The sequence below is a fragment of the Streptomyces antnestii genome, from assembly GCF_004005495.1.
Classification (GTDB): domain Bacteria; phylum Actinomycetota; class Actinomycetes; order Streptomycetales; family Streptomycetaceae; genus Streptomyces; species Streptomyces antnestii.
The window spans coordinates 730,692-748,094 of the sequence record NZ_RZYA01000001.1 but is presented as its reverse complement, the minus strand read 5'-3'; the positions used below and the strand labels follow the sequence as shown (position 1 = coordinate 748,094).

Genomic DNA, 17,403 nt, shown 5'->3' with positions numbered 1-17,403 from the left:
GGGGAAACAGAAGCGAACAGAGTGTTCCAAGAGGTCCCCGTGGAGGGAAGAGTGGTTACTGATAAGTACGGCAAAGTTCATGCCCCTCGTCAGTAACACCCACCTGTCTGCTACTTACGGGCCAGGTAGGCGAGTTGGGGATGTGCAGCCGTGTACCCGTCGAGGAGGCGGCGGGCCACGGTCACGGAGTCGACGAGGGGGTGCAGGGCGAACGCCTTGACGGCCGAGGAGCGCGAGCCGCCCTCGGCCGCGGTGAGCACCTCACGCTCGACGGCCTTGACCGAGGAGACGAGGCCCATGGCGTGTCCGGGCAGCGGGGCCACGCGCACCGGGTGCGCGCCGTTCGCGTCGACGAGGCAGGGGATCTCGACCACGGCGTCGTCGTCGAGGCAGGTCAGGGCGCCGCGCCCCCGCACGTTAAGGATCAGCGTCGCGCGCTCGTCGCGGGCGATGGCGCGCATCAGGGCGAGCGCCACCTTCTCGTAGCCGCCCGACTCCTCCAGGTCGGCGGCGTCACGCTCACCGGCACCGGACGCTTCCCGGTTGTGCGCCATGTACGTCGCCTCGCGCTCGGCGCGCGTGCGGTCCCAACTGGCGTACGACGGCTCGGCGTAGAAGCTCGCCTGCTGGTCGAGGAGGAACGCGCCGCGAGTGCGCTCGGCCTCGCGGTAGGCGCGGACGGCCTCGCGGTTGAAGTAGTAGTAGTGCAGGTACTCGTTCGGGATCGCGCCGAGCGACCTGAGCCAGTCGGTGCCGAAGAGGCGCCCCTCCTCGAAGGAGCCGAGCAGCTTCTCGTCGGCGAGCAGACGCGGGAGTTCGTCCCGGCCGTTCACCTCGAGCCCGCGGAGCCAGCCGAGGTGGTTGAGTCCGACGTAGTCGATCCAGGCCTCGCCCGGGTCGGCGCCCAGGACGCGCGCGACGCGGCGGCCGAGTCCGACAGGCGAGTCGCAGATGCCGATGACGCGGTCGCCGAGGTGCCGCGACATGGCCTCGGTGACCAGGCCGGCCGGGTTGGTGAAGTTGATGACCCAGGCGTCGGGCGCGAGCTCCCTGACGCGGCGTGCGATGTCGACGGCGACGGGGACGGTCCGAAGGCCGTACGCGATGCCGCCCGCGCCGACCGTCTCCTGGCCGAGCACGCCCTCGGCGAGCGCCACCCGCTCGTCGGCGGCGCGGCCCGCGAGGCCGCCGACGCGGATCGCGGAGAACACGAAGTCGGCGCCGCGCAGCGCCTCGTCGAGTTCGGTGGTGGCGTGCACGGCGGGGGCGTCGGGGACGTCCTTGGCCTGTTCCGTCAGTACGCCGGTGACGGCGCGCAGCCGGCCGGCGTCGACGTCGTGCAGCGTGACCTCGGTGACCCGCCCCTCGGCGTGGTCGCCGAGCAACGCCCCGTACACCAGGGGCACTCGAAATCCGCCACCGCCGAGAATCGTCAGCCTCATGCGCCGATCGTAGGGCAGCCTGGTCCGCGACCGATCCACGACGGGCGGAGGCCCCATGAAACCCCCCACGCAACGACGGACGAGACGGACCGGACGCCGGCTCCTCACCCTGACCACGGCCCTCGGCGCCCTCGCGCTCGGCGCGGGCACGGCGACGGCCGCGCCCGCCTGGACCGAGACCGGCACGGCGCGGGTGAGCTCGCTCACCGGCAGCCAGGGCCTGGGCAGTCGCGCCGACGGCTCGCTGGTGTACCGGGGTCTCGCCTCGGTCCCACTCGATCTGCGCACGGCCGGCTGGGAGCACATAGGTGACCCGGACGTGGCCCATGGGTACACGTTCGACGCGTACCAGGGCGGCGACGGGACGACGAAGAAGATGTTCGCGGTGACGGGCCCCGACGGGAAGCGCACCACGTACGAACACACCTTGGATCAGGGCGAGTTGCTGAACAACTCGTTCGCGTCCGTGTCGCCCGACGGGCAGTGGCTGGTGTCCGGCGAATGGGGCACCAGAAGCCGGCTGCAGGTCTTCCCGGCACCCGTGCTCAACCCGTCCGCGCCCGCCCCCGGCGCGAACCTCCCCCAGGCCGGACAGATCAGTCTCGACAAGCCGGTCGACAACATCCAGGGCTGCGACTTCACCGACGCCACGCATCTGCTGTGCTCGTCCGACAGCTCGACGAAGCAGGTCCTGGAGGTCACCCTGGACCGCCCGCTGGACGGCACGCCGGTCGCCGGGCACGTCACGAGCGTGTTCGCGATTCCGCAACGCAGCATCTGCTCGGGCACGTTCGAGGCCGAGGGCATCGACTACGACGCCGCGCGCGGCACGCTGCGCGTGGAGATGGTGCCGCCCTCACCGTGCCTGGTGACGACGGCGGTGCTCTCGTACCGCAAGGGCTGACGGCGCTCTCGCACCACAGGGCCTGAGGACCGGAGGACCGGAGGACCTGAGGTGTGGGACGGCGGGGTTCGGGGGATGGTCGCGATCATGACAGAACGCACGGTCACGTCCTCACCCGTCACTCCCCGGCGTCCACTCCGCCAACTGCTCGCCGCCTCCGTCGGCAACGCCGTCGAGTGGTACGACTGGTACTGGTAGACGGCCTTGCGCTGACCTGGACGGCGGTTTCACAGATCTCGCGAAATCTGCTCTGACCTGCTGCCTTTCAGTTCCTTTGAGTTCCCGCCACTTCCTTTGAGTCCATGACCCTGGCTCTCCCCAGACCCTCCCCACGGGGGCTCCACTCCCCAGATTCCCCCCAGAGGAGAGGTCTCAAGTGGCGCTATGAGCAGCGCGAACAGGCACTACAAGGCATCACCGGCGCGGCCCGGCACGTAGGGGATTCCCGCCCCTTCGGCTGCGGCGCGGCGGGCGGCTTCCATGGCGAGGACGCAGTTGCGGCAGGCGCGTATCTCTTCGGCGGGGGCGGATGCTGGCTGGAGGCTTTTGACTGCGGTGGTGTCTGGGTTCTCGCCTGGATGCCTGAAGCAGACCCCCGTGTCCCAGTCGTAGAGGGCGAGGATCTCTTCGCTGTCCATGTCCCGTCTCCTGTGGGTTGGCCATGTGGCTTGTGGGGCGACGCGCATGATTCCCTCCCTGTCCGACGAGAACCGCAGGCCAGTGGATGTTCACCCGTTTGGGGGAACGTGCGTTCGAATTCACGACAATACCTGTAGCCCTGCGGCATATGCCAGCACCGCAAGGCGAGTGACCCATGCAGCCTGGGCCACTCTGCCCGGCGCTCGGGGCCTAAACCAAGATCAAATAATGCCCGAAATACCAGGCTGACTTATGATCATGCAGGCCAGAGCGTTTGTCGAGTGCACCACCTGCCCGAGGACGACGACTGGCTGCTCGAGCAGCGACGCCTCCTCGGCGACCGCATCCGCGCCGTCCGCCTGGACCTCAACCTCACGCAGGAGCAGGTGTTCCTCGCCGCCCACGTCGCCCGGACGACCTATCAGGACGTCGAAGCCGGCGCCCGCGACGCCAGGATCTCGACGCTGCTACGCATCGCCCACGTCCTCGGCGTGCACATCACCGACCTCCTGCGCTGAGCGCGCCAATGGCAGGTACTGACACTGCCACCAATAGGGCGCCCCGGGGACCGTGCATGGTGCAGCGATCGCTGCACTCCGTTTACGCCCCGTGCGAAGTGGAACCCGCCCGCCCCTGGCCCGCCATAACCAGGCGCGGGCGGGAGTTCAGTCCCGCGGCTTGGGCGGGCAGACGTAATGCCGGTGCATGGTCGAGCCGGCGGCCGAGGCCGAGTGGACCGTGATGGTGTCGAACTCTTCGCCAGGCTTGATGACTTGGTCGCATCGCGCGCAGATCACTGGTCGCGCCCCTTCCAGATGTTCCACAGGCGGCGACCCTCGGTGCACAGCGGCTGCCGATTGCAGGCGCCACAGTCGGCGGTGTGGTCGATGAGGTCGGCGTAGGCGCGCTGCCGGCGGGCCGCCATGGAGGCGATGACCGCCGCGATGGGGCTGGAGTCGCCGGTCATGAGACGGGCCCCAGGCCGTACCGGTGGATGGGTGCAGCCTGCGGGCAGTCGTACAGCCCTCGCTCAGGGCCGCTCGAGGAGAACGTCAGGCCGACCCGCACCGGGGTGTGGCCGAGGTCGCCGCAGGGGCACACGAGTTCAGGCTCGGGCTCTTCGTTGGCGGCGGGCGGATCCGTAGGCTGTTCCATGGCGGCGCTCCACAGGTGTCGTCCACGCCCCCGAGCCGTCGACAGCGGCTGCGGGGGTTCAATTTGCCGCAGGTCTACTGCGGTCTACCGCACTGTACTGCGGTCGCGCGGTCTACTACAGGTACCTAGCGTCAACTATGTGAGCATTGATCTTGACCGGACGCGGCCGATCTGGAAGCAGATCGCGGCGGTCGTCGTGGAACGCATCAAGGACGGCACCTACCCGGCTGGATCGCGGGTCCCCTCGGTAGTCGAGCTGTCAGCCGAGTTCGAGGTGGCGGCATCGACCGCACAGAAGGTGCTTGGGCACCTGAAGAGCGAGGGTCTGGTGCGCGCGGAAATCGGGCTCGGGACGTTCGTCGAGGACCGCTCCACCGACTGATCGGACTATGCCGATCCCGCTGATCGCTAGGCCGTGTGTCAGACCTGACACCTAAGCTTGATCCATGCCTCCCACTCCCCCGGCCCCGGGTCCCGCGCGGCCTGCCGCTGCGGTGAATGAGGAGATCCGCGCGCTCGTCGAGGCGTGCGGCGGCTGGCTGTATGGCGACACCCGGATCCGCTACGAGCAGCTGGTCGCCGAGTGGGCCGCGGCCGTGCGCGAAGGCATCGTCGAAGCCGCATAAAATCTGGGCGTGGCAGCTATCGAATTCCCCGACGATCTCATCGCGCTGGAACGTTCCGCCTGGGAAGAGATCCAGGCCGGCGCACTGACCGTACCGACGGCGCTCGCCGTGCACGAGGGGGTCACGGCGTTCGCCGCGGAGTCCGAGCTGTCGCGCCTCGACGTCGAGATGCAGCTGAAGCGCGTCGTGCGCCACCCCGAGGTCGTAGCGGCCTGACAGGGATCGCTACGCCGCACCGTCGGGCCACGCCTTCAGCTCGGTCCATGCCCCGCCTGAGGTTCGCTCGACGAACGAGGCGGCGAGGAGGACTCCGTCGACGCCGGCCCGTCGTGCCGCGTCGCGCAGTGAGGGTCAGGGTCTCCGACTCGGGCGCGCCTGTGGCGTCCGTCTTGTTGCTGGCGATCGAGTGAAGTCGGCATTTCGATTCCACATGCTGACAAATGGGGCGCTTCTGGTCGATACATTTCCCGCGATCGGCTCCCGCGATCGCTCGGGAGGTTCGATTGCAAAGGACCCTCGTGGACAGGAGCGACCTGCAATGACAATGCACGGGTTGAGGCGGCGGATGTCCGCCCTAGGTACGGTGGTGGCGCTGGGCGTCGCGCTGCCGTTCGCGGCAGGCGTGACACCCGCTTACGCCCAGGCGCAACTGAGGATCACGAAGACGCATCAGGGTGACTTCGCCCGAGGCGGGCAGGGCGTCTATCGCATCACCGTCAGCAACCCGGGCTCGGAATCCACCCGCCGCATCCACGTCACCGACGAGCTTCCGCTAGGACTCAGAGGTGCCAGCGTGCAGGCCGGAGCCCCGTTCCATTGCGACGTCGTGGGCAGCGGAAGCGTGCTGACATGCAGCGCCGACGCCTTGGGGGCTGGTCAGACTTCGACGATCCTCCTGACGGTCAACGTTGCCGCGGACGCTCCCTGCAGCACCACCAACAGGGTCACAGTGGGTGAGGATGGCGATCAGCCACCGCCCTTCCTCCCTGACGAAACGGACAGCGACGTCACCACGGTCACCGGCGGCGAATGCGGTAACGGCAACGGCGGGAACGGGGGCGGTTCGGGGTCGATCCTGCCGATCAACCTCAGCGGCGTCATCCCGATGTTCAACAACATCAGCATCAACCACAACATCGACAGCCCTGGTGCGAGCAACAACAGCAGTCAGAACTTCGGGCTGAACGCGCCCTGAGCCCTCGGCTTCCAGGCCCCAGCGTGACGCGAGCTGAGCCATCGCTGGGGCCGCAACGAACGGGCACTGATCCACAGCCATGCCTTATCGCCCCGTACCGCGATGGGCATCGGCCTGTGGGGGCTAGACGGCGGCAAGCCCCTGATCCGCAGAGGCGGCCTGCTCACGCCTTTACGTCCGGCCACGCCCTCAGTTCGATCCACGTCTCACCCGCCCCCAGCTCTGCTGGCGTGATGCGGGCGCCGGAGATGCTGCCGTTGGCTTCGTTCACTTTCAGCAACAGCGTTTGTCCACTGATTTCAGCAGCAGTCGACGATCGGCAGGCTCGCCAATGTTCGCAGGAAGTGACGGCACTGCCATGTCGGCAGCCGTCGCTGAACGTCCGTCATCGGGGCGTAGTCACCCCATGACGGACGCCGAGTTGTAGGGCGCCGATGGGCATCCCAGCCTCGGCCATCACGGATGAGTGGGGAGCCCCGACGGCCCGGCACCGCGCTCCGCGCGCGATGCCGGGCCGTCGGCCTGTGCGGTTTGGCTCCTAGCCGTCAGGTTGGGCCGATGTCCGCGCTGATGCTGCTGATGGCACCGTCCCCCGCGACCTTCACGGCGACCCTGATGGGGTCCGTCGGGAGAATCGGGTCCCCCGGCAAGATCCTGAGGAACCTGGGTCTGATGATCACCGGCGTGATGGGGTCGCTCGGAAGAGCGCGGGTGGTGACGTCGGCGCCGACGAAGCGGTAGGTGCGGCCGCTGATCTGGCCGATACCGGTGGTGTTGTCCAGACTGCTGATCACGCGGAGGGTGCCGCCGCCGCCCGGCGTGCCCTGGCTGACGGCCGTGACGCGGATTCTCCCGGTGATGTGGATCGGCTCCTCGGCGGGAGCGCTGAACGTGCCGTTCAACGCCAGCACGACGGTGCGTGTGCGGGCGACTTGCGCGGGCTGGGCCGCGGCGGTAGCCGTGGGAGTGACCAGGCCCAGAAGAGCCACGAGGAGGAAGAGCTTGGCGGTGGCGCGAGTGAGGTGACCGCGCATGGGTGCTCCTATCGTGAAGCGGGACCGCGTGTCCACCCCCATCCCGCCAGGGAAGACCAGGCTGCCCAGACAGGCGAACAGCTGTCGCACCAGACCGGGCAGAAGGGTGACGGTGCCAGCTGCCGACCAGGCCGAGTCCACAGCCTTGTGAACCGTCCGGCACGACACGTTGCACGCAGCATGTCGTTGATCTGCATGATCCCTCCGTTCTGGTCGCCCCCTGCGTGCCGCGGTCGGCGAGTGGTCATAGTATCGAACATGTGTCCGATCTGCCGCCTGACCTGCCGCGTCTCCGCACCCTGGAGACCTGGCTCGCCATGTCCCTGGAACGCGTCCGACGGACGATCGCAGACACAGAACGACGCGAGGCCGAGGAACGGTACGGGCAGGAGCACAGGCCGCCGGCCCCGGACTGGCTCATCGAGATGGGCCTCGGCGGACGCGACCCCGTGTACGTCCACGTCGGCGGCTGCCACATGGCAGGCAAGCGCTCGCGCGGTGTCGCGCGGGATCAGGCACTGCGGGCCGTGACCGAAGGCGTCGACGCCTGCCCGCACTGCCGGCCGGACACCGAGCTCGGCGTGCTCGACTAGGCCGTCTCTTTCGGATCACCATGCGGCCCAGATGAAGATGCCCGCGAGGAAGGGGACGGCCTCGGTGCAGGATGAGCGCATGCTCCCTCCCCGACTGCTGTGGCGTGACCCCCGGCCGATCCCCCGGTTCAATCGGCAGGAGCCGGTGACCCAGATTGTCCGTGATCCCGGCTTCTACGAGCCGAGCGATGAGGACGGCTGCTCTAGGTTCGGGTACTTCTGCCAGGCCCATGACGGCCCCTACCGGCACGAGTCCTGCGAGGAAGGGCCACATCTCATCGCCCTGGACTGCCAAGAGCACGGGCCCGAGAACATGTGGCCGCAACCACTCATGCTGATGTTCCCAGAAGGGTTCGACCCCCCGCTGAGCGACGAGCAGTTGGCCTGGGTGCGGGCGGAGGACGACGCTGTCTAGGCATGATCCGAAAGAGACGCCCTAGGCGCTGCGCTGCGGCTTCTTCGCCGACGCCTTCTTCGTGGTCTTCTCCGCCGTGGCCTTCTTGGCGTCAGGCTTCTTGACTGCGACCTTCTTCTTCGGCATCTCGTGGACGGTCGCGTCCTCGGTGCTTTCGCCGCGGGATGCCTTCGCCTTCTGCACGGACTCATGCAGGGCGGCCATGAGGTCGACGACCTCCACGGACGGCGCCGCCTCCTCAGCCGCATGCGGCGCCGGCTGCCCCTTCTGCTTCGCGGTGATCAGGTCGGCGATCGCCTCGGTGTACCGGTCGACGGACACGTCCTCGGGGATGCTGTCGGTGGACAACGCGTCCATCAACGCGAGGGCCTCGTCGATCTCGCCCTCCGACAGCTCCACCGGGGCCGGGGCCAATTCCTCCGGGGAGCGGATCTCGTCGGGCCACTGCATCGCGTGCAGGACGATCACGTCGTCCTTGATGCGGAGCAGGCCCAACCTTTCCCGGCCGTGCCACGCGAATTTCGCGACCGCGGCCTTCTCATTCCGCTCCAACGCCTTCCGGAGGAGGGTGTACGGCTTGTTCGCGACCTGGCCGTCCGGCTCGAGGAAGTAGCCCTGCCCGATCTTGATCGGGTCGATGCTCTCGTAGGGCACGAAGCCCTCGATCTCGATGGCCTTGGCGGTAGGGAGCGGCAGGTCGTAGAGATCCTCGTCGGTGATCGCGACGAGCGTGTCCTTGCTGATCTCGTAGCCCTTGCCGATCTCTCCCGCAGGGACCTCGCGGTCCTCCAGCTCGCAGAACTTCCGCGTGCGGATCCGGGCGTGATCCTCAAGGTGGTACTGGTGGAACTTGAAGCTGTGGTCTTCGGTCGCTGCGGTCACCCGGATAGGGATCGTGACCAGGCCAAAACTGATCGCGCCGGACCACACGGCGTGGGGCATGGCAGACCTCCAGGCCCCCCTGGCGGACGGATCTCCAGCCTAGGTAGGCCAACCTCGCCCCGCATCCAGACACCTCCGCTGCCATAGAATCCTGCCCTCGCTAGAGGGGGGTACATGTCCACAGAAGACATATCAGCCGAGTCGCCAGCCTCGCCAAGACGGCCACGCCGCCGCACAGTCCTACTCGCCGGACTCGTCATAGTGCTGGCCGCGCAAACCGGCGTCCTGGTCGCGCAGCAGATGCAGATAAGCGACCTGCAAGTCCAGCGCCAGATACCCGGCCCCGCCGGACCGACAGGACCCGCCGGGCCAGCCGGACCCGCAGGGCTACCCGGGCCCCGCGGCCTTACCGGCTCGGCCGGCCGGGACGGGCAAGACGCCGTCGGTACAACCGTCATCCCCACCCAGGACAGCACCGCCCCCGTCCAGCTCACCGAGACGGAAGCCCACGCCCACTGTCAGATCGTCGCCGACCAGGCCTACCCCAGCAACAGCAACAGCGGTGACAAGTCCCTCGACAGCATCACGAACGCCTACTCCGCCACCATGAACGAGAAGACGTTCAAGCAGTGCATGGACGAGCAGGGATACCCGCAGTAGACACAAGAGCGCCCATCTCGCCAACGGGAGTGGCGGCGGGACGGGCGCCTAGCCGGTTCGACAGAGGGCGGATCCACAAGTTTCAGCAGCGCTACGGTCTGCGCTGAACAGCCTTGGGGGGCTTCATGAACATCAGACATACGGCACTCGTCGCCGCTTCCAGCTGCGTACTCACCCTCGCCGGCTGCGGGTCCGGCCACAGAGCGGACCCCGCCGTAGCGCCGGTATCCATCGGTGGCCTGCCGCACACCCTCGTCGGCGAGGACTACAACTCCGTCACCCTCATCGAAACGGACGTGCAGGGCACGAACATCACCGGCACGTTCGACACGACAGAGGTCAAATACAACAGTCCCGATCACCAGCGCGCCACCCTCACGGGAACCGTAAAGGGCAGCCAGGTCACGCTCACGGCGAGCTTCGCGCTGGGCAGTACGGTCTTCAACGGCACCCTGAACGGCAGCACACTCACGCTCCAAGTGCCGCAGGCGAACGGCCAGATCGAGGACTACGTCCTCAAGCCCGGAACCGTCGACGACTACAACCAGCTCGTCAACCAGATGGAAACCGGCGGGACTCCCACGCCTCAGCCGTCCAAGTTCTACTGAGCTGCGACCGCACAGAACAGCGCCCGCCTCGACGGGGGATGCGAGGCGGGCACCCAAGCAGCGTGCCCGTGATGGGTAGAAGAAAGGGTCAGGCGCCCCGCCTCAGATACTGGTCGGTGTTCAACTCGCGGCGCAGTTGTGTGACGAGAGCGCGCCGGGCTGCGGACGCCTCGCCCTCCAGACGCAGGTATTCGTGATCGTTGCGAGCACGCGCCGGATCGAGTACCGCCCTATCTCCGCTGGACGTCAGCAAGTTGTCCAGCACATAGGAGTCAAGTCGCCGACTGGACCGCGACAACGCTCGCCAGTGCGCTTCAGCTTGCGCCGAGCCGAAGAGTTGGACCCGTGCCGTTAGATCTTGGCGCAGCTCCTCCACGCCTGGTGTCCAGCCGTACTGCGTATCAGCTTCGCCGTCACCGAGGTGCGCGATGTGCCCGTTGCCATGCCGTAGGACATCGAGGTATAGCTCGGCCCGCTTGTTCCACAGGTACTCCCCGCGCAACGCCTTCCTCTGCAGCGAGGCCTGCAGAGCGACGGTTCCGAGACTGCCTGCGAGCGCGATCAGAGCACCAAGTAGGACGCCTCCCAAGTTACTTCTCTCCTTCTGACTGCAGCTGCGCCGCAAGCCGTGGGGCTTCCTCGGCCGCTTGGTCCGTCACGACTTCTCCAGGTGTCGGTAGATGGTGGGGCGGCTGACTCCGAACTCGTCGGCGATCTGCTGAACGGTGTGCTTGCGCTTCCCGTCCGGTCCGACCTCGTCGTACATCTGCTGGGCTAGTTCGATCTGACGCTTGCGGAGCTTCGGCTTCTGGCCGCCGCTTCGGCCGCGGGCGCGTGCGGCTTCGAGGCCGTCGAGGGTGCGGTCGGACATGAGGGAGTGCTCGAACTCAGCGATGGCGCCGATGATCTGGAAGAAGAGGCGGCCGGCGGGGGTGGCCGTGTCGATGCCCTGGTCGATGACGACGAGTCCGACGCCTCGCTGCTGGAAGTCCTCGGCCAGGTCCATGAGGTTCTTGAGGGAGCGGCCTAGGCGGTCGAGTTTGGTGACGACGATCTGGTCGCCTTCGCGGGCGACCATGAGGGCCTTGTCGAGTTCGGGGCGCCGGGCGAGCTTGCCGGATGCCTTGTCGGTGAAGACGCGTTCGCAGCCGGCGGCGATGAGTGCGTCTTGCTGGGCTTCGGGGTTCTGGTCGCGGGTTGAGACCCGCGCTACGCCGATCCTCATGAACTGATCGTATCGCAAAGGGGGTTGAGCGTTACATAGATGCGTACACGAGTTACGTTACAACACTTGCCCAGGATGGGCGCCCGAGTCGAGCCGTGTCACACAGAGTCGATCGTGCTGCAGGCCGGCGAGACCATCACGCAGCTTGCGGCATGGCTGGGGCATGCTGATCCTGCGTTCACGCTGCGGACCTACGTGCACTTCATGCCCAAGTCCGGTCGCAAGGGTCTTGCCGCGCTGGGACAATGGGTAACACTGGGAGTGGCGGATGTGGTGCCTGAAGTCTCTCCAGGTTCTGGATCTCCCCAGATTCTCCCCAGCGGGCCAGTCCCTGACGTCGACTCAGCCATTTCCGCAGGTCAGTAGCCTATAGCGACTTCGGGTCAATCAGTACGACTGGTACGCGTACACCTTCCTGGCCACCTACATAGCCGGGCAGGTGTTCCCCAAGGAGGCGGGCAACTCCCTTGTACCGCTGCTCTCCACGTTCGCCGTGTTCGCCGTGGGCTTCTTCATGCGGCCGGTCGGCGGGCTCCTCATGGGGGCGGTCGCCGACCGGCACGGACGGCGCGCCGCGCTGACCGTGACCATCCTGCTGATGGGCGGCAGCAGCCTGCTGGTCGGGCTCACCCCGACGTACGCGGCCGCCGGCGTGCTCGCCCCGGTGGTGCTCGTCCTGGCGCGCCTGCTCCAAGGCCTGTCCGTCGGAGGCGAGTTCGCCGCCTCGACGACCTTCCTGGTGGAGTCGGCGGGCCCCGGCAGACGCGGTCTGTTCTCCTCCTTCCAGTACGTGTCGACGTCCGCCGGGCAGCTCGCCGCGTCCGGTGTCGCGGCCGCCCTGGTCAGCACGCTGGGCGACGGGCAGATGAACGGCTGGGGGTGGCGCGTGCCGTTCGTGCTCGGCGCGGTCCTCAGCCTGGTCGGCTTCTGGATCCGGCGCGGCGCGTACGAGACCCGCAGCGCCGAGCAGCGCGCGGCCGAGCGGCCCGGGCTCTTCGACGCGCTGCGTCACCACCCGCGCCAGTCGCTACTGATCTGCGGCATCACCGCGGGCGGCACGCTCGCCTACTACACGTGGACGTCGTACCTGCCCACGTACGCGGAGCTGAACGCGGGCATCGACAAGGCGGACGCGCTCGTCGCCGGCACCATCGCGCTGGCCTTCTTCGCCCTGCTCCAGCCCGTCGGCGGGATGCTCTCGGACCGGTACGGGCGCAAGCCGCTGCTGCTCTTCTTCGGCCTGGGCTTCGCGCTCCTGAGCGTGCCGCTGCTGCGGTCGCTCGGCGGCTCGTTCGGGTCGCTGCTGCTGGTGCAGTGCGCGGGCATGGTGCTGCTCACCGGGTTCACGTCGATCTCGGCCGCGGTCAACGCGGAGGTGTTCCCCGCCCGGGTGCGCGCGGCGGGCATCGGCTTCCCGTACTCGCTCACCGTCGCCCTGTTCGGTGGGACGGCGCCCTATGTGGGCACGCTGTTCAAGGAGACCGGCCACGCGGGCCTCTTCCCCTGGTACGTCGCCGTGCTCTGCCTGGTGTCGTCCGTGGTGTATCTGCGGCTGCCGGAGAGCGCGCACAAGACACTCGACCGTTGAGGCGCGTCGGGCCGCGCCTCCAGGGCCTCCGTCAGGTCGCTGTCACTGTCACCGTCACCGCATGATCCCGGTGAGCGCGTCCCCTTCCTTCGCGCACGCCCACGCGCCCTCGCAACACGCCTGCCAGCTCCGGGCGTCCGGGCCGAGCAGCACGATGCGCTGGCCTGCGGACACGGGGGTGAGCAGGGACAGGCGCAGGCCGGCCGGCTCGACGATCAGGTCGGTGGCCGTGCGGCCCGCTCCCGCCGCCGGGTCGTCCGGCAGCAGCTTCGCCCCGGGCAGGGCGTCGGCGATCTCGCCCGCCGGGTACCCGAAGAGGTCGATGTCGTCCCACGCGACCGTGGTCGCCGGAGTGGGGGCGGTAGAGGTGACGTCGAGCCGGGCGAGCCGGTCCGCCGCGCCGGGACCGCCACCCCGGAAGCCGAGCGTGACGCCGTCGAACTCCGCCTCGAAGGCCCAGTCCGGTTCGTGGAGGAGCCCGCTGAGCCAGGCGTCGTGCGCGTGCCGCAGCTCCGGATACTGCTCGCGCGTCAGCGTCATGCACGGGCGTCTGCGCGTGATCGCGCCCGCGGCGAGTAGCGAGAGCACCTGGTCCGGTGTCATCCCGAACCGCACCGTCCCGGCCCCGCCGGGCAGCGTCACACCTGTGTCCTGCGACAACTCCAGCATCGCCCCATTGTTCACGCCCGGGTCGCCGAGACAACCCCCCGGCGCCCCCTCGCGCCTCTCCAGTAAACCTGCACACCGAATACGCAGTCCGGTCACGGTGTCCAGGAGATGTGCACAACCCTTGAATAAGGCCCCGGCCAAAAATGCGGGAGTGTCCATTTTGCTGAATTTCACGAAACCCCTGGGAAATGTTGACCCGCAGATTCTGTGAAGGTGCTGCCCCCAGTCGGTGAACACACCTGCACTCAGCGGTAATTACGTGCCCACACTGCCTCTGACCGGGGACCTTCCGATTGGATGTGCGAGGCGTCCGCGTGCTTTGATCCTCGGCACTGCGGGTGTCACGCGAGTGATTCACGCATTCTGGAATTACCAATGAGAAGGGCAGCATCATGAACTCCACCCCCCAGGTTGAGACCCTCGAGATCTCCGACGCCGACCTCGACAACGTCTCGGGCGGCCTCGTCGGCGGTCTCGCCGCCAACCTGACCGGCGCGGCCGACTCGATCGCCCCCATCTCGGGCACCGTCGCCGGCCTCACCGGCACGGTCGAGGGCCTCACCGGCCTCAACACCGGCGCTGTCACCGGCCTGGCCTCGGGCCTGACCGCCGGTCTCTGAGCCACGGCTTGCCCCGGGCCCCGGAACCTCCCCCCGGTTCCGGGGCCTTCGGGCACTCCCGGCACTCCGCCGGACCGGAAGATACGTAAGGGAAGTACGTCGTGCAGTTCCGCCAACAGGCCCTGTCCAAGCTGCAGTCGCCCGAGGAACTCGACCTTCCCGTGCGGCTCGCCAGGCCCCAGGGCCTCCTCGCGCTTGCCGTGACCCTCGTCGTGATGGCGGCCGCGTCCGTGTGGGCGGTCACCGGTTCGCTGTCCTCGACGCTGCGGGTCCCCGGCGTCCTCACACACGCGCAGGGCAGTTACGTCCTGCAGAGCCCCGTCACCGGTCAGGTCACGGGCGTGCTCGCCAAGGAAGGGCAGCAGCTCGCCGCGAACGCCCCGCTCCTCAAGGTCCGTACGCCCACGGGCGACAGCTATGTGCGGACCGTCGACGCGGGCCGCGTCACCACCCTCGTCGCCCGGACCGGCGCGGTCGTCACCACCGGGTCCGATATCGCGACCGTCGAGAAGACCTCCGGCGCGCACGACCCCCTCCTCGCGATGCTGTACGTCCCCGCGGACAAGGCGGGCACCGTGCCGGTCGGTGCGGACGTCGACCTCAGCGTCCAGTCGGCGCCGTCCCAGCAGTACGGCGTGCTGCGCGGCCGGGTGCAGGCGGTCGGGCGCGGCGCGCAGACCGGGCAGCGGGTCGAGGCGTTCCTCGGTGACAAGGAGCTGGCCCGGCAGTTCACGAAGGGCGGCCCGACGGTCGCGGTCCTCGTGAAGCTGGTCGCGTCGCCCGCCACCAAGTCGGGTTACGCGTGGTCGTCCAAGGGCGGACCCCCGTACGCGCTCGACTCGATGACCCCCGCCTCCGGCGCCGTGCATCTCGCCGAGCAGCGCCCGATCGATTGGCTGCTCCCGTGAGCCCCTCCCCCGCAGTCCAGCAGCAGCTGCCCCCGGCCGGGCACGGCCGCCGCCGCGCGCGCCCCGCGCCGAAGCCGCCGAAGCGCCGGCACCGGACGGTCCGCACGCCCACCGTCCTCCAGATGGAGGCCGTCGAGTGCGGTGCCGCGTCCCTCGCGATGGTCCTCGCGCACCACGGCAAGCACGTCCCGCTCGAAGAACTGCGCATCGCGTGCGGCGTCTCGCGCGACGGCTCGCGGGCCAGCAACATCCTCAAAGCCGCCCGTAGTTACGGCATGACCGCGCGCGGCATGCAGATGGAGCCGGCCGCGCTCGCGGAGGTCGAGGCGCCCGCGATCCTCTTCTGGGAGTTCAACCACTACGTCGTCTACGACGGCATGGGCCGCCGCTTCGGGCGGCGCGGCGTGCACATCAACGACCCCGACAAGGGCCGCAGGTTCGTGCCGTCCGAGGACTTCGACACCAGCTTCACGGGTGTGGTCCTCGTCCTCGAACCGGGCGAGGACTTCCGCCCCGGCGGCCGCAGGCCGGGCGTGCTCCGGGCGCTGCCCGCGCGCCTTCGCGGCACGACGGGCACGATGCTCGCGGCGCTGCTCGCCAGCCTGCTCCTTGTGGCGGTCGGCGCGGCGCTGCCCGCGCTCAGCCGGACGTACATCGACATGTTCCTGATCGGTGACCAGACCTCGCTGCTCGGCGCCCTGTTCGCGTCGATGGCCGCGATGGTCGGGCTCACCGCCGTGCTGACCTGGCTGCAGCAGGCGAATCTGCTGCGCGGGCGCGTCATCGCGTCGACGCTGAGCAGCGCGCGGTTCTTCGGGCATCTGTTGCGGCTGCCGGTGACGTTCTTCGCGCAGCGCAGCCCGGCCGACCTCGTGCAGCGGCTCCAGTCGAACGACGCGGTCTCCGAGACGCTCGCGCGCGACCTGACGGCGGCGGGGGTCGACGGGGTCGTGGTGCTGCTGTACGCGGCGCTGCTGTGGACGTACGACCCCCAACTCACGCTCGTCGGCGTGGGGATCGCGCTCGGGAACGTCGTCGCGATGCGGATCGTCATCCGGCTGCGCGCCACCCGTACGCAGAAGCTGCGCGCGGACACGGCGCGGCTCACCAACACCTCGTACACCGGCCTTCAGCTCATCGAGACGATGAAGGCGACGGGCGGCGAGAACGGGTACTTCCGGCGCTGGGCGGGGCAGCACGCGACCACCCTCGAGGAGCAGCAGCGGCTCGGGGTGCCGAGCGCGTGGCTGGGCATCGTGGCGCCGACCCTGGCGACCCTCAACAGCGCGCTGATCCTGTGGATCGGCGGTCTGCGCGCGGTCGAGGGGCATCTGTCGGTGGGTCTGCTGGTCGCCTTCCAGGCGCTGGTCACCCGCTTCACCGCACCGATCACCCGGCTCAACGGCGTGGCCGGCCGTATCCAGGACTTCGCCGCCGACGTGGCGCGTCTGAAGGACGTGGAGAGCTTCCCGGCGGACGCGCTGTACACGCGGCCCGACGCGGCGGCGAGCACGCGCCGCCTGAAGGGGCACGTCACGCTCGACGACATCACGTTCGGCTACAGCCCGCTGGACAAGCCGCTCCTGACCGGCTTCTCGCTGGCGGTCGGACCCGGCCAGCAGGTGGCGCTCGTCGGCGGCTCCGGCAGCGGCAAGTCGACGGTGTCGCGGCTCATCTCCGGCCTTTACAGCCCGTGGGAGGGCACGATCCGCATCGACGGGCAGCGTCTTGAGGACATCCCGCGCGGCGCCCTGTCGGCGTCGGTGTCGTTCGTCGACCAGGACGTGTTCCTGTTCGAGGGCACGGTCCGCGACAACGTCGCCCTGTGGGACCCGTCGATCCCGGACGAGGCCGTCGTCGACGCCCTCAAGGACGCGGCCCTGTACGACGTCGTCGCGCGCAGGCCCGGCGGCATCCAGGGCCGGGTCGAGCAGGACGGGCGGAACTTCTCCGGCGGTCAGCGCCAGCGCCTGGAGATCGCGCGCGCCCTGGTGCGCCGGCCGAGCATCCTCGTGCTCGACGAGGTGACGAGCGCGCTCGACGCGGAGACGGAGCAGATCATCATCGACAATCTGCGGCGCCGCGGCTGCGCCTGCGTCGTCATCGCGCACCGGCTCAGCACGGTGCGCGACAGCGACGAGATCGTCGTCCTCGACCACGGGCAGGTCGTGGAGCGCGGCCGGCACGAACAACTCGTGGCCGCCGGGGGCCCGTACGCCGACCTGGTCAGGGAGCACTGA

At 68.7% G+C, this 17,403-nt stretch carries 22 protein-coding genes and 1 pseudogene; 14 read left to right on the top strand and 9 right to left on the bottom strand.

Annotation, left to right across the window (positions count from 1 at the left end):
- Positions 1–110: 110 nt before the first annotated feature.
- The gene (locus tag EOT10_RS03185; protein ID WP_127826465.1) at positions 111–1,442 is read right to left on the bottom strand and encodes a 6-phospho-beta-glucosidase; all 1,332 of its coding nucleotides are present in this window, start codon (positions 1,440–1,442) and stop codon (positions 111–113) included.
- Between the two features lie 55 nt (positions 1,443–1,497).
- On the opposite strand from EOT10_RS03185, the gene EOT10_RS03180 reads away from it, so the two are divergent.
- Positions 1,498–2,346 carry a hypothetical protein gene (locus EOT10_RS03180; RefSeq protein ID WP_223280726.1) on the top strand — a complete coding sequence of 283 codons (849 nt, stop codon included), beginning with the start codon at positions 1,498–1,500 and terminating at the stop codon, positions 2,344–2,346.
- 404 nt (positions 2,347–2,750) lie between these two features.
- On the opposite strand, the gene EOT10_RS41060 is transcribed toward EOT10_RS03180, so the two are convergent.
- Complete coding sequence (locus EOT10_RS41060) at positions 2,751–2,984, bottom strand: hypothetical protein (RefSeq protein WP_189491025.1); 234 nt, start codon at positions 2,982–2,984, stop codon at positions 2,751–2,753.
- A gap of 282 nt (positions 2,985–3,266) precedes the next feature.
- Between EOT10_RS41060 and EOT10_RS03170 the strand changes: the two genes are divergently transcribed.
- On the top strand, positions 3,267–3,503 hold the full coding sequence (locus tag EOT10_RS03170) for a helix-turn-helix domain-containing protein (RefSeq protein ID WP_127826463.1): 237 nt from the start codon (positions 3,267–3,269) through the stop codon (positions 3,501–3,503).
- A 275-nt stretch (positions 3,504–3,778) separates the two neighbouring features.
- On the opposite strand, the gene EOT10_RS41055 is transcribed toward EOT10_RS03170, so the two are convergent.
- Positions 3,779–3,952: a hypothetical protein gene (locus tag EOT10_RS41055; RefSeq protein ID WP_189491021.1), complete on the bottom strand. Its 174-nt coding sequence runs from the start codon at positions 3,950–3,952 to the stop codon at positions 3,779–3,781.
- Complete coding sequence (locus EOT10_RS03165) at positions 3,949–4,140, bottom strand: hypothetical protein (RefSeq protein WP_127826462.1); 192 nt, start codon at positions 4,138–4,140, stop codon at positions 3,949–3,951. The genes EOT10_RS41055 and EOT10_RS03165 overlap by 4 nt, the downstream gene beginning before the upstream one ends.
- 139 nt (positions 4,141–4,279) lie before the next feature.
- Between EOT10_RS03165 and EOT10_RS41655 the strand changes: the two genes are divergently transcribed.
- The 4 genes from EOT10_RS41655 (at position 4,280) to EOT10_RS03145 (ending at position 5,961) form a co-directional block, all read left to right on the top strand.
- Positions 4,280–4,522: a GntR family transcriptional regulator gene (locus EOT10_RS41655; RefSeq protein ID WP_223280725.1), complete on the top strand. Its 243-nt coding sequence runs from the start codon at positions 4,280–4,282 to the stop codon at positions 4,520–4,522.
- Positions 4,523–4,586: 64 nt separating this feature from the next.
- Complete coding sequence (locus EOT10_RS03155; protein ID WP_127826460.1) at positions 4,587–4,766, top strand: hypothetical protein; 180 nt, start codon at positions 4,587–4,589, stop codon at positions 4,764–4,766.
- 9 nt (positions 4,767–4,775) lie between these two features.
- On the top strand, positions 4,776–4,982 hold the full coding sequence (locus EOT10_RS03150) for a hypothetical protein (protein ID WP_127826459.1): 207 nt from the start codon (positions 4,776–4,778) through the stop codon (positions 4,980–4,982).
- A gap of 370 nt (positions 4,983–5,352) precedes the next feature.
- Positions 5,353–5,961 carry a DUF11 domain-containing protein gene (locus EOT10_RS03145; RefSeq protein ID WP_189491018.1) on the top strand — a complete coding sequence of 203 codons (609 nt, stop codon included), beginning with the start codon at positions 5,353–5,355 and terminating at the stop codon, positions 5,959–5,961.
- A 545-nt stretch (positions 5,962–6,506) separates the two neighbouring features.
- Here EOT10_RS03145 and EOT10_RS03140 read toward each other — a convergent pair.
- The gene (locus EOT10_RS03140; protein WP_127826457.1) at positions 6,507–6,995 is read right to left on the bottom strand and encodes a hypothetical protein; all 489 of its coding nucleotides are present in this window, start codon (positions 6,993–6,995) and stop codon (positions 6,507–6,509) included.
- A gap of 260 nt (positions 6,996–7,255) precedes the next feature.
- On the opposite strand from EOT10_RS03140, the gene EOT10_RS03135 reads away from it, so the two are divergent.
- Positions 7,256–7,588 carry a DUF6233 domain-containing protein gene (locus tag EOT10_RS03135; RefSeq protein ID WP_127826456.1) on the top strand — a complete coding sequence of 111 codons (333 nt, stop codon included), beginning with the start codon at positions 7,256–7,258 and terminating at the stop codon, positions 7,586–7,588.
- A 145-nt stretch (positions 7,589–7,733) separates the two neighbouring features.
- Positions 7,734–8,003 carry a hypothetical protein gene (locus EOT10_RS03130; RefSeq protein WP_127826455.1) on the top strand — a complete coding sequence of 90 codons (270 nt, stop codon included), beginning with the start codon at positions 7,734–7,736 and terminating at the stop codon, positions 8,001–8,003.
- Between the two features lie 21 nt (positions 8,004–8,024).
- Here EOT10_RS03130 and ku read toward each other — a convergent pair whose 3' ends face one another.
- The gene (ku, locus tag EOT10_RS03125; protein ID WP_127826454.1) at positions 8,025–8,945 is read right to left on the bottom strand and encodes a non-homologous end joining protein Ku; all 921 of its coding nucleotides are present in this window, start codon (positions 8,943–8,945) and stop codon (positions 8,025–8,027) included.
- A gap of 201 nt (positions 8,946–9,146) precedes the next feature.
- Here ku and EOT10_RS03120 point away from each other — a divergent pair, with 201 nt between their 5' ends.
- Entirely contained in the window at positions 9,147–9,545 is a 399-nt protein-coding gene (locus EOT10_RS03120; RefSeq protein ID WP_127826453.1) for a hypothetical protein, read from the top strand.
- A 125-nt stretch (positions 9,546–9,670) separates the two neighbouring features.
- Positions 9,671–10,153 (top strand): hypothetical protein, encoded by a 483-nt coding sequence (locus EOT10_RS03115; protein WP_127826452.1) that lies wholly within the window; start codon positions 9,671–9,673, stop codon positions 10,151–10,153.
- 88 nt (positions 10,154–10,241) lie between these two features.
- Here the strand turns inward: EOT10_RS03115 and EOT10_RS03110 are convergent, their stop codons facing one another.
- Both EOT10_RS03110 and EOT10_RS03105 read right to left on the bottom strand, forming a co-directional pair.
- The gene (locus EOT10_RS03110) at positions 10,242–10,742 is read right to left on the bottom strand and encodes a hypothetical protein (RefSeq protein ID WP_127826451.1); all 501 of its coding nucleotides are present in this window, start codon (positions 10,740–10,742) and stop codon (positions 10,242–10,244) included.
- 66 nt (positions 10,743–10,808) lie between these two features.
- Positions 10,809–11,378 carry a recombinase family protein gene (locus tag EOT10_RS03105; RefSeq protein ID WP_127826450.1) on the bottom strand — a complete coding sequence of 190 codons (570 nt, stop codon included), beginning with the start codon at positions 11,376–11,378 and terminating at the stop codon, positions 10,809–10,811.
- 382 nt (positions 11,379–11,760) lie between these two features.
- Here EOT10_RS03105 and EOT10_RS03100 point away from each other — a divergent pair.
- Positions 11,761–12,966 (top strand): annotated as a pseudogene (locus EOT10_RS03100) (MFS transporter); the annotation flags it as partial.
- Positions 12,967–13,020: 54 nt separating this feature from the next.
- Here EOT10_RS03100 and EOT10_RS03095 read toward each other — a convergent pair.
- Entirely contained in the window at positions 13,021–13,635 is a 615-nt protein-coding gene (locus tag EOT10_RS03095; RefSeq protein ID WP_127826448.1) for a hypothetical protein, read from the bottom strand.
- A gap of 392 nt (positions 13,636–14,027) precedes the next feature.
- Here EOT10_RS03095 and EOT10_RS03090 point away from each other — a divergent pair, with 392 nt between their 5' ends.
- The 3 genes from EOT10_RS03090 to EOT10_RS03080 all read left to right on the top strand — a co-directional run bounded on the left by EOT10_RS03090 (position 14,028) and on the right by EOT10_RS03080 (position 17,403).
- Positions 14,028–14,255 (top strand): type A2 lantipeptide, encoded by a 228-nt coding sequence (locus tag EOT10_RS03090; RefSeq protein WP_127826447.1) that lies wholly within the window; start codon positions 14,028–14,030, stop codon positions 14,253–14,255.
- Between the two features lie 101 nt (positions 14,256–14,356).
- On the top strand, positions 14,357–15,163 hold the full coding sequence (locus EOT10_RS03085) for an HlyD family efflux transporter periplasmic adaptor subunit (RefSeq protein WP_127826446.1): 807 nt from the start codon (positions 14,357–14,359) through the stop codon (positions 15,161–15,163).
- Entirely contained in the window at positions 15,148–17,403 is a 2,256-nt protein-coding gene (locus tag EOT10_RS03080) for an NHLP family bacteriocin export ABC transporter peptidase/permease/ATPase subunit (RefSeq protein ID WP_127826445.1), read from the top strand. The genes EOT10_RS03085 and EOT10_RS03080 overlap by 16 nt, the downstream gene beginning before the upstream one ends.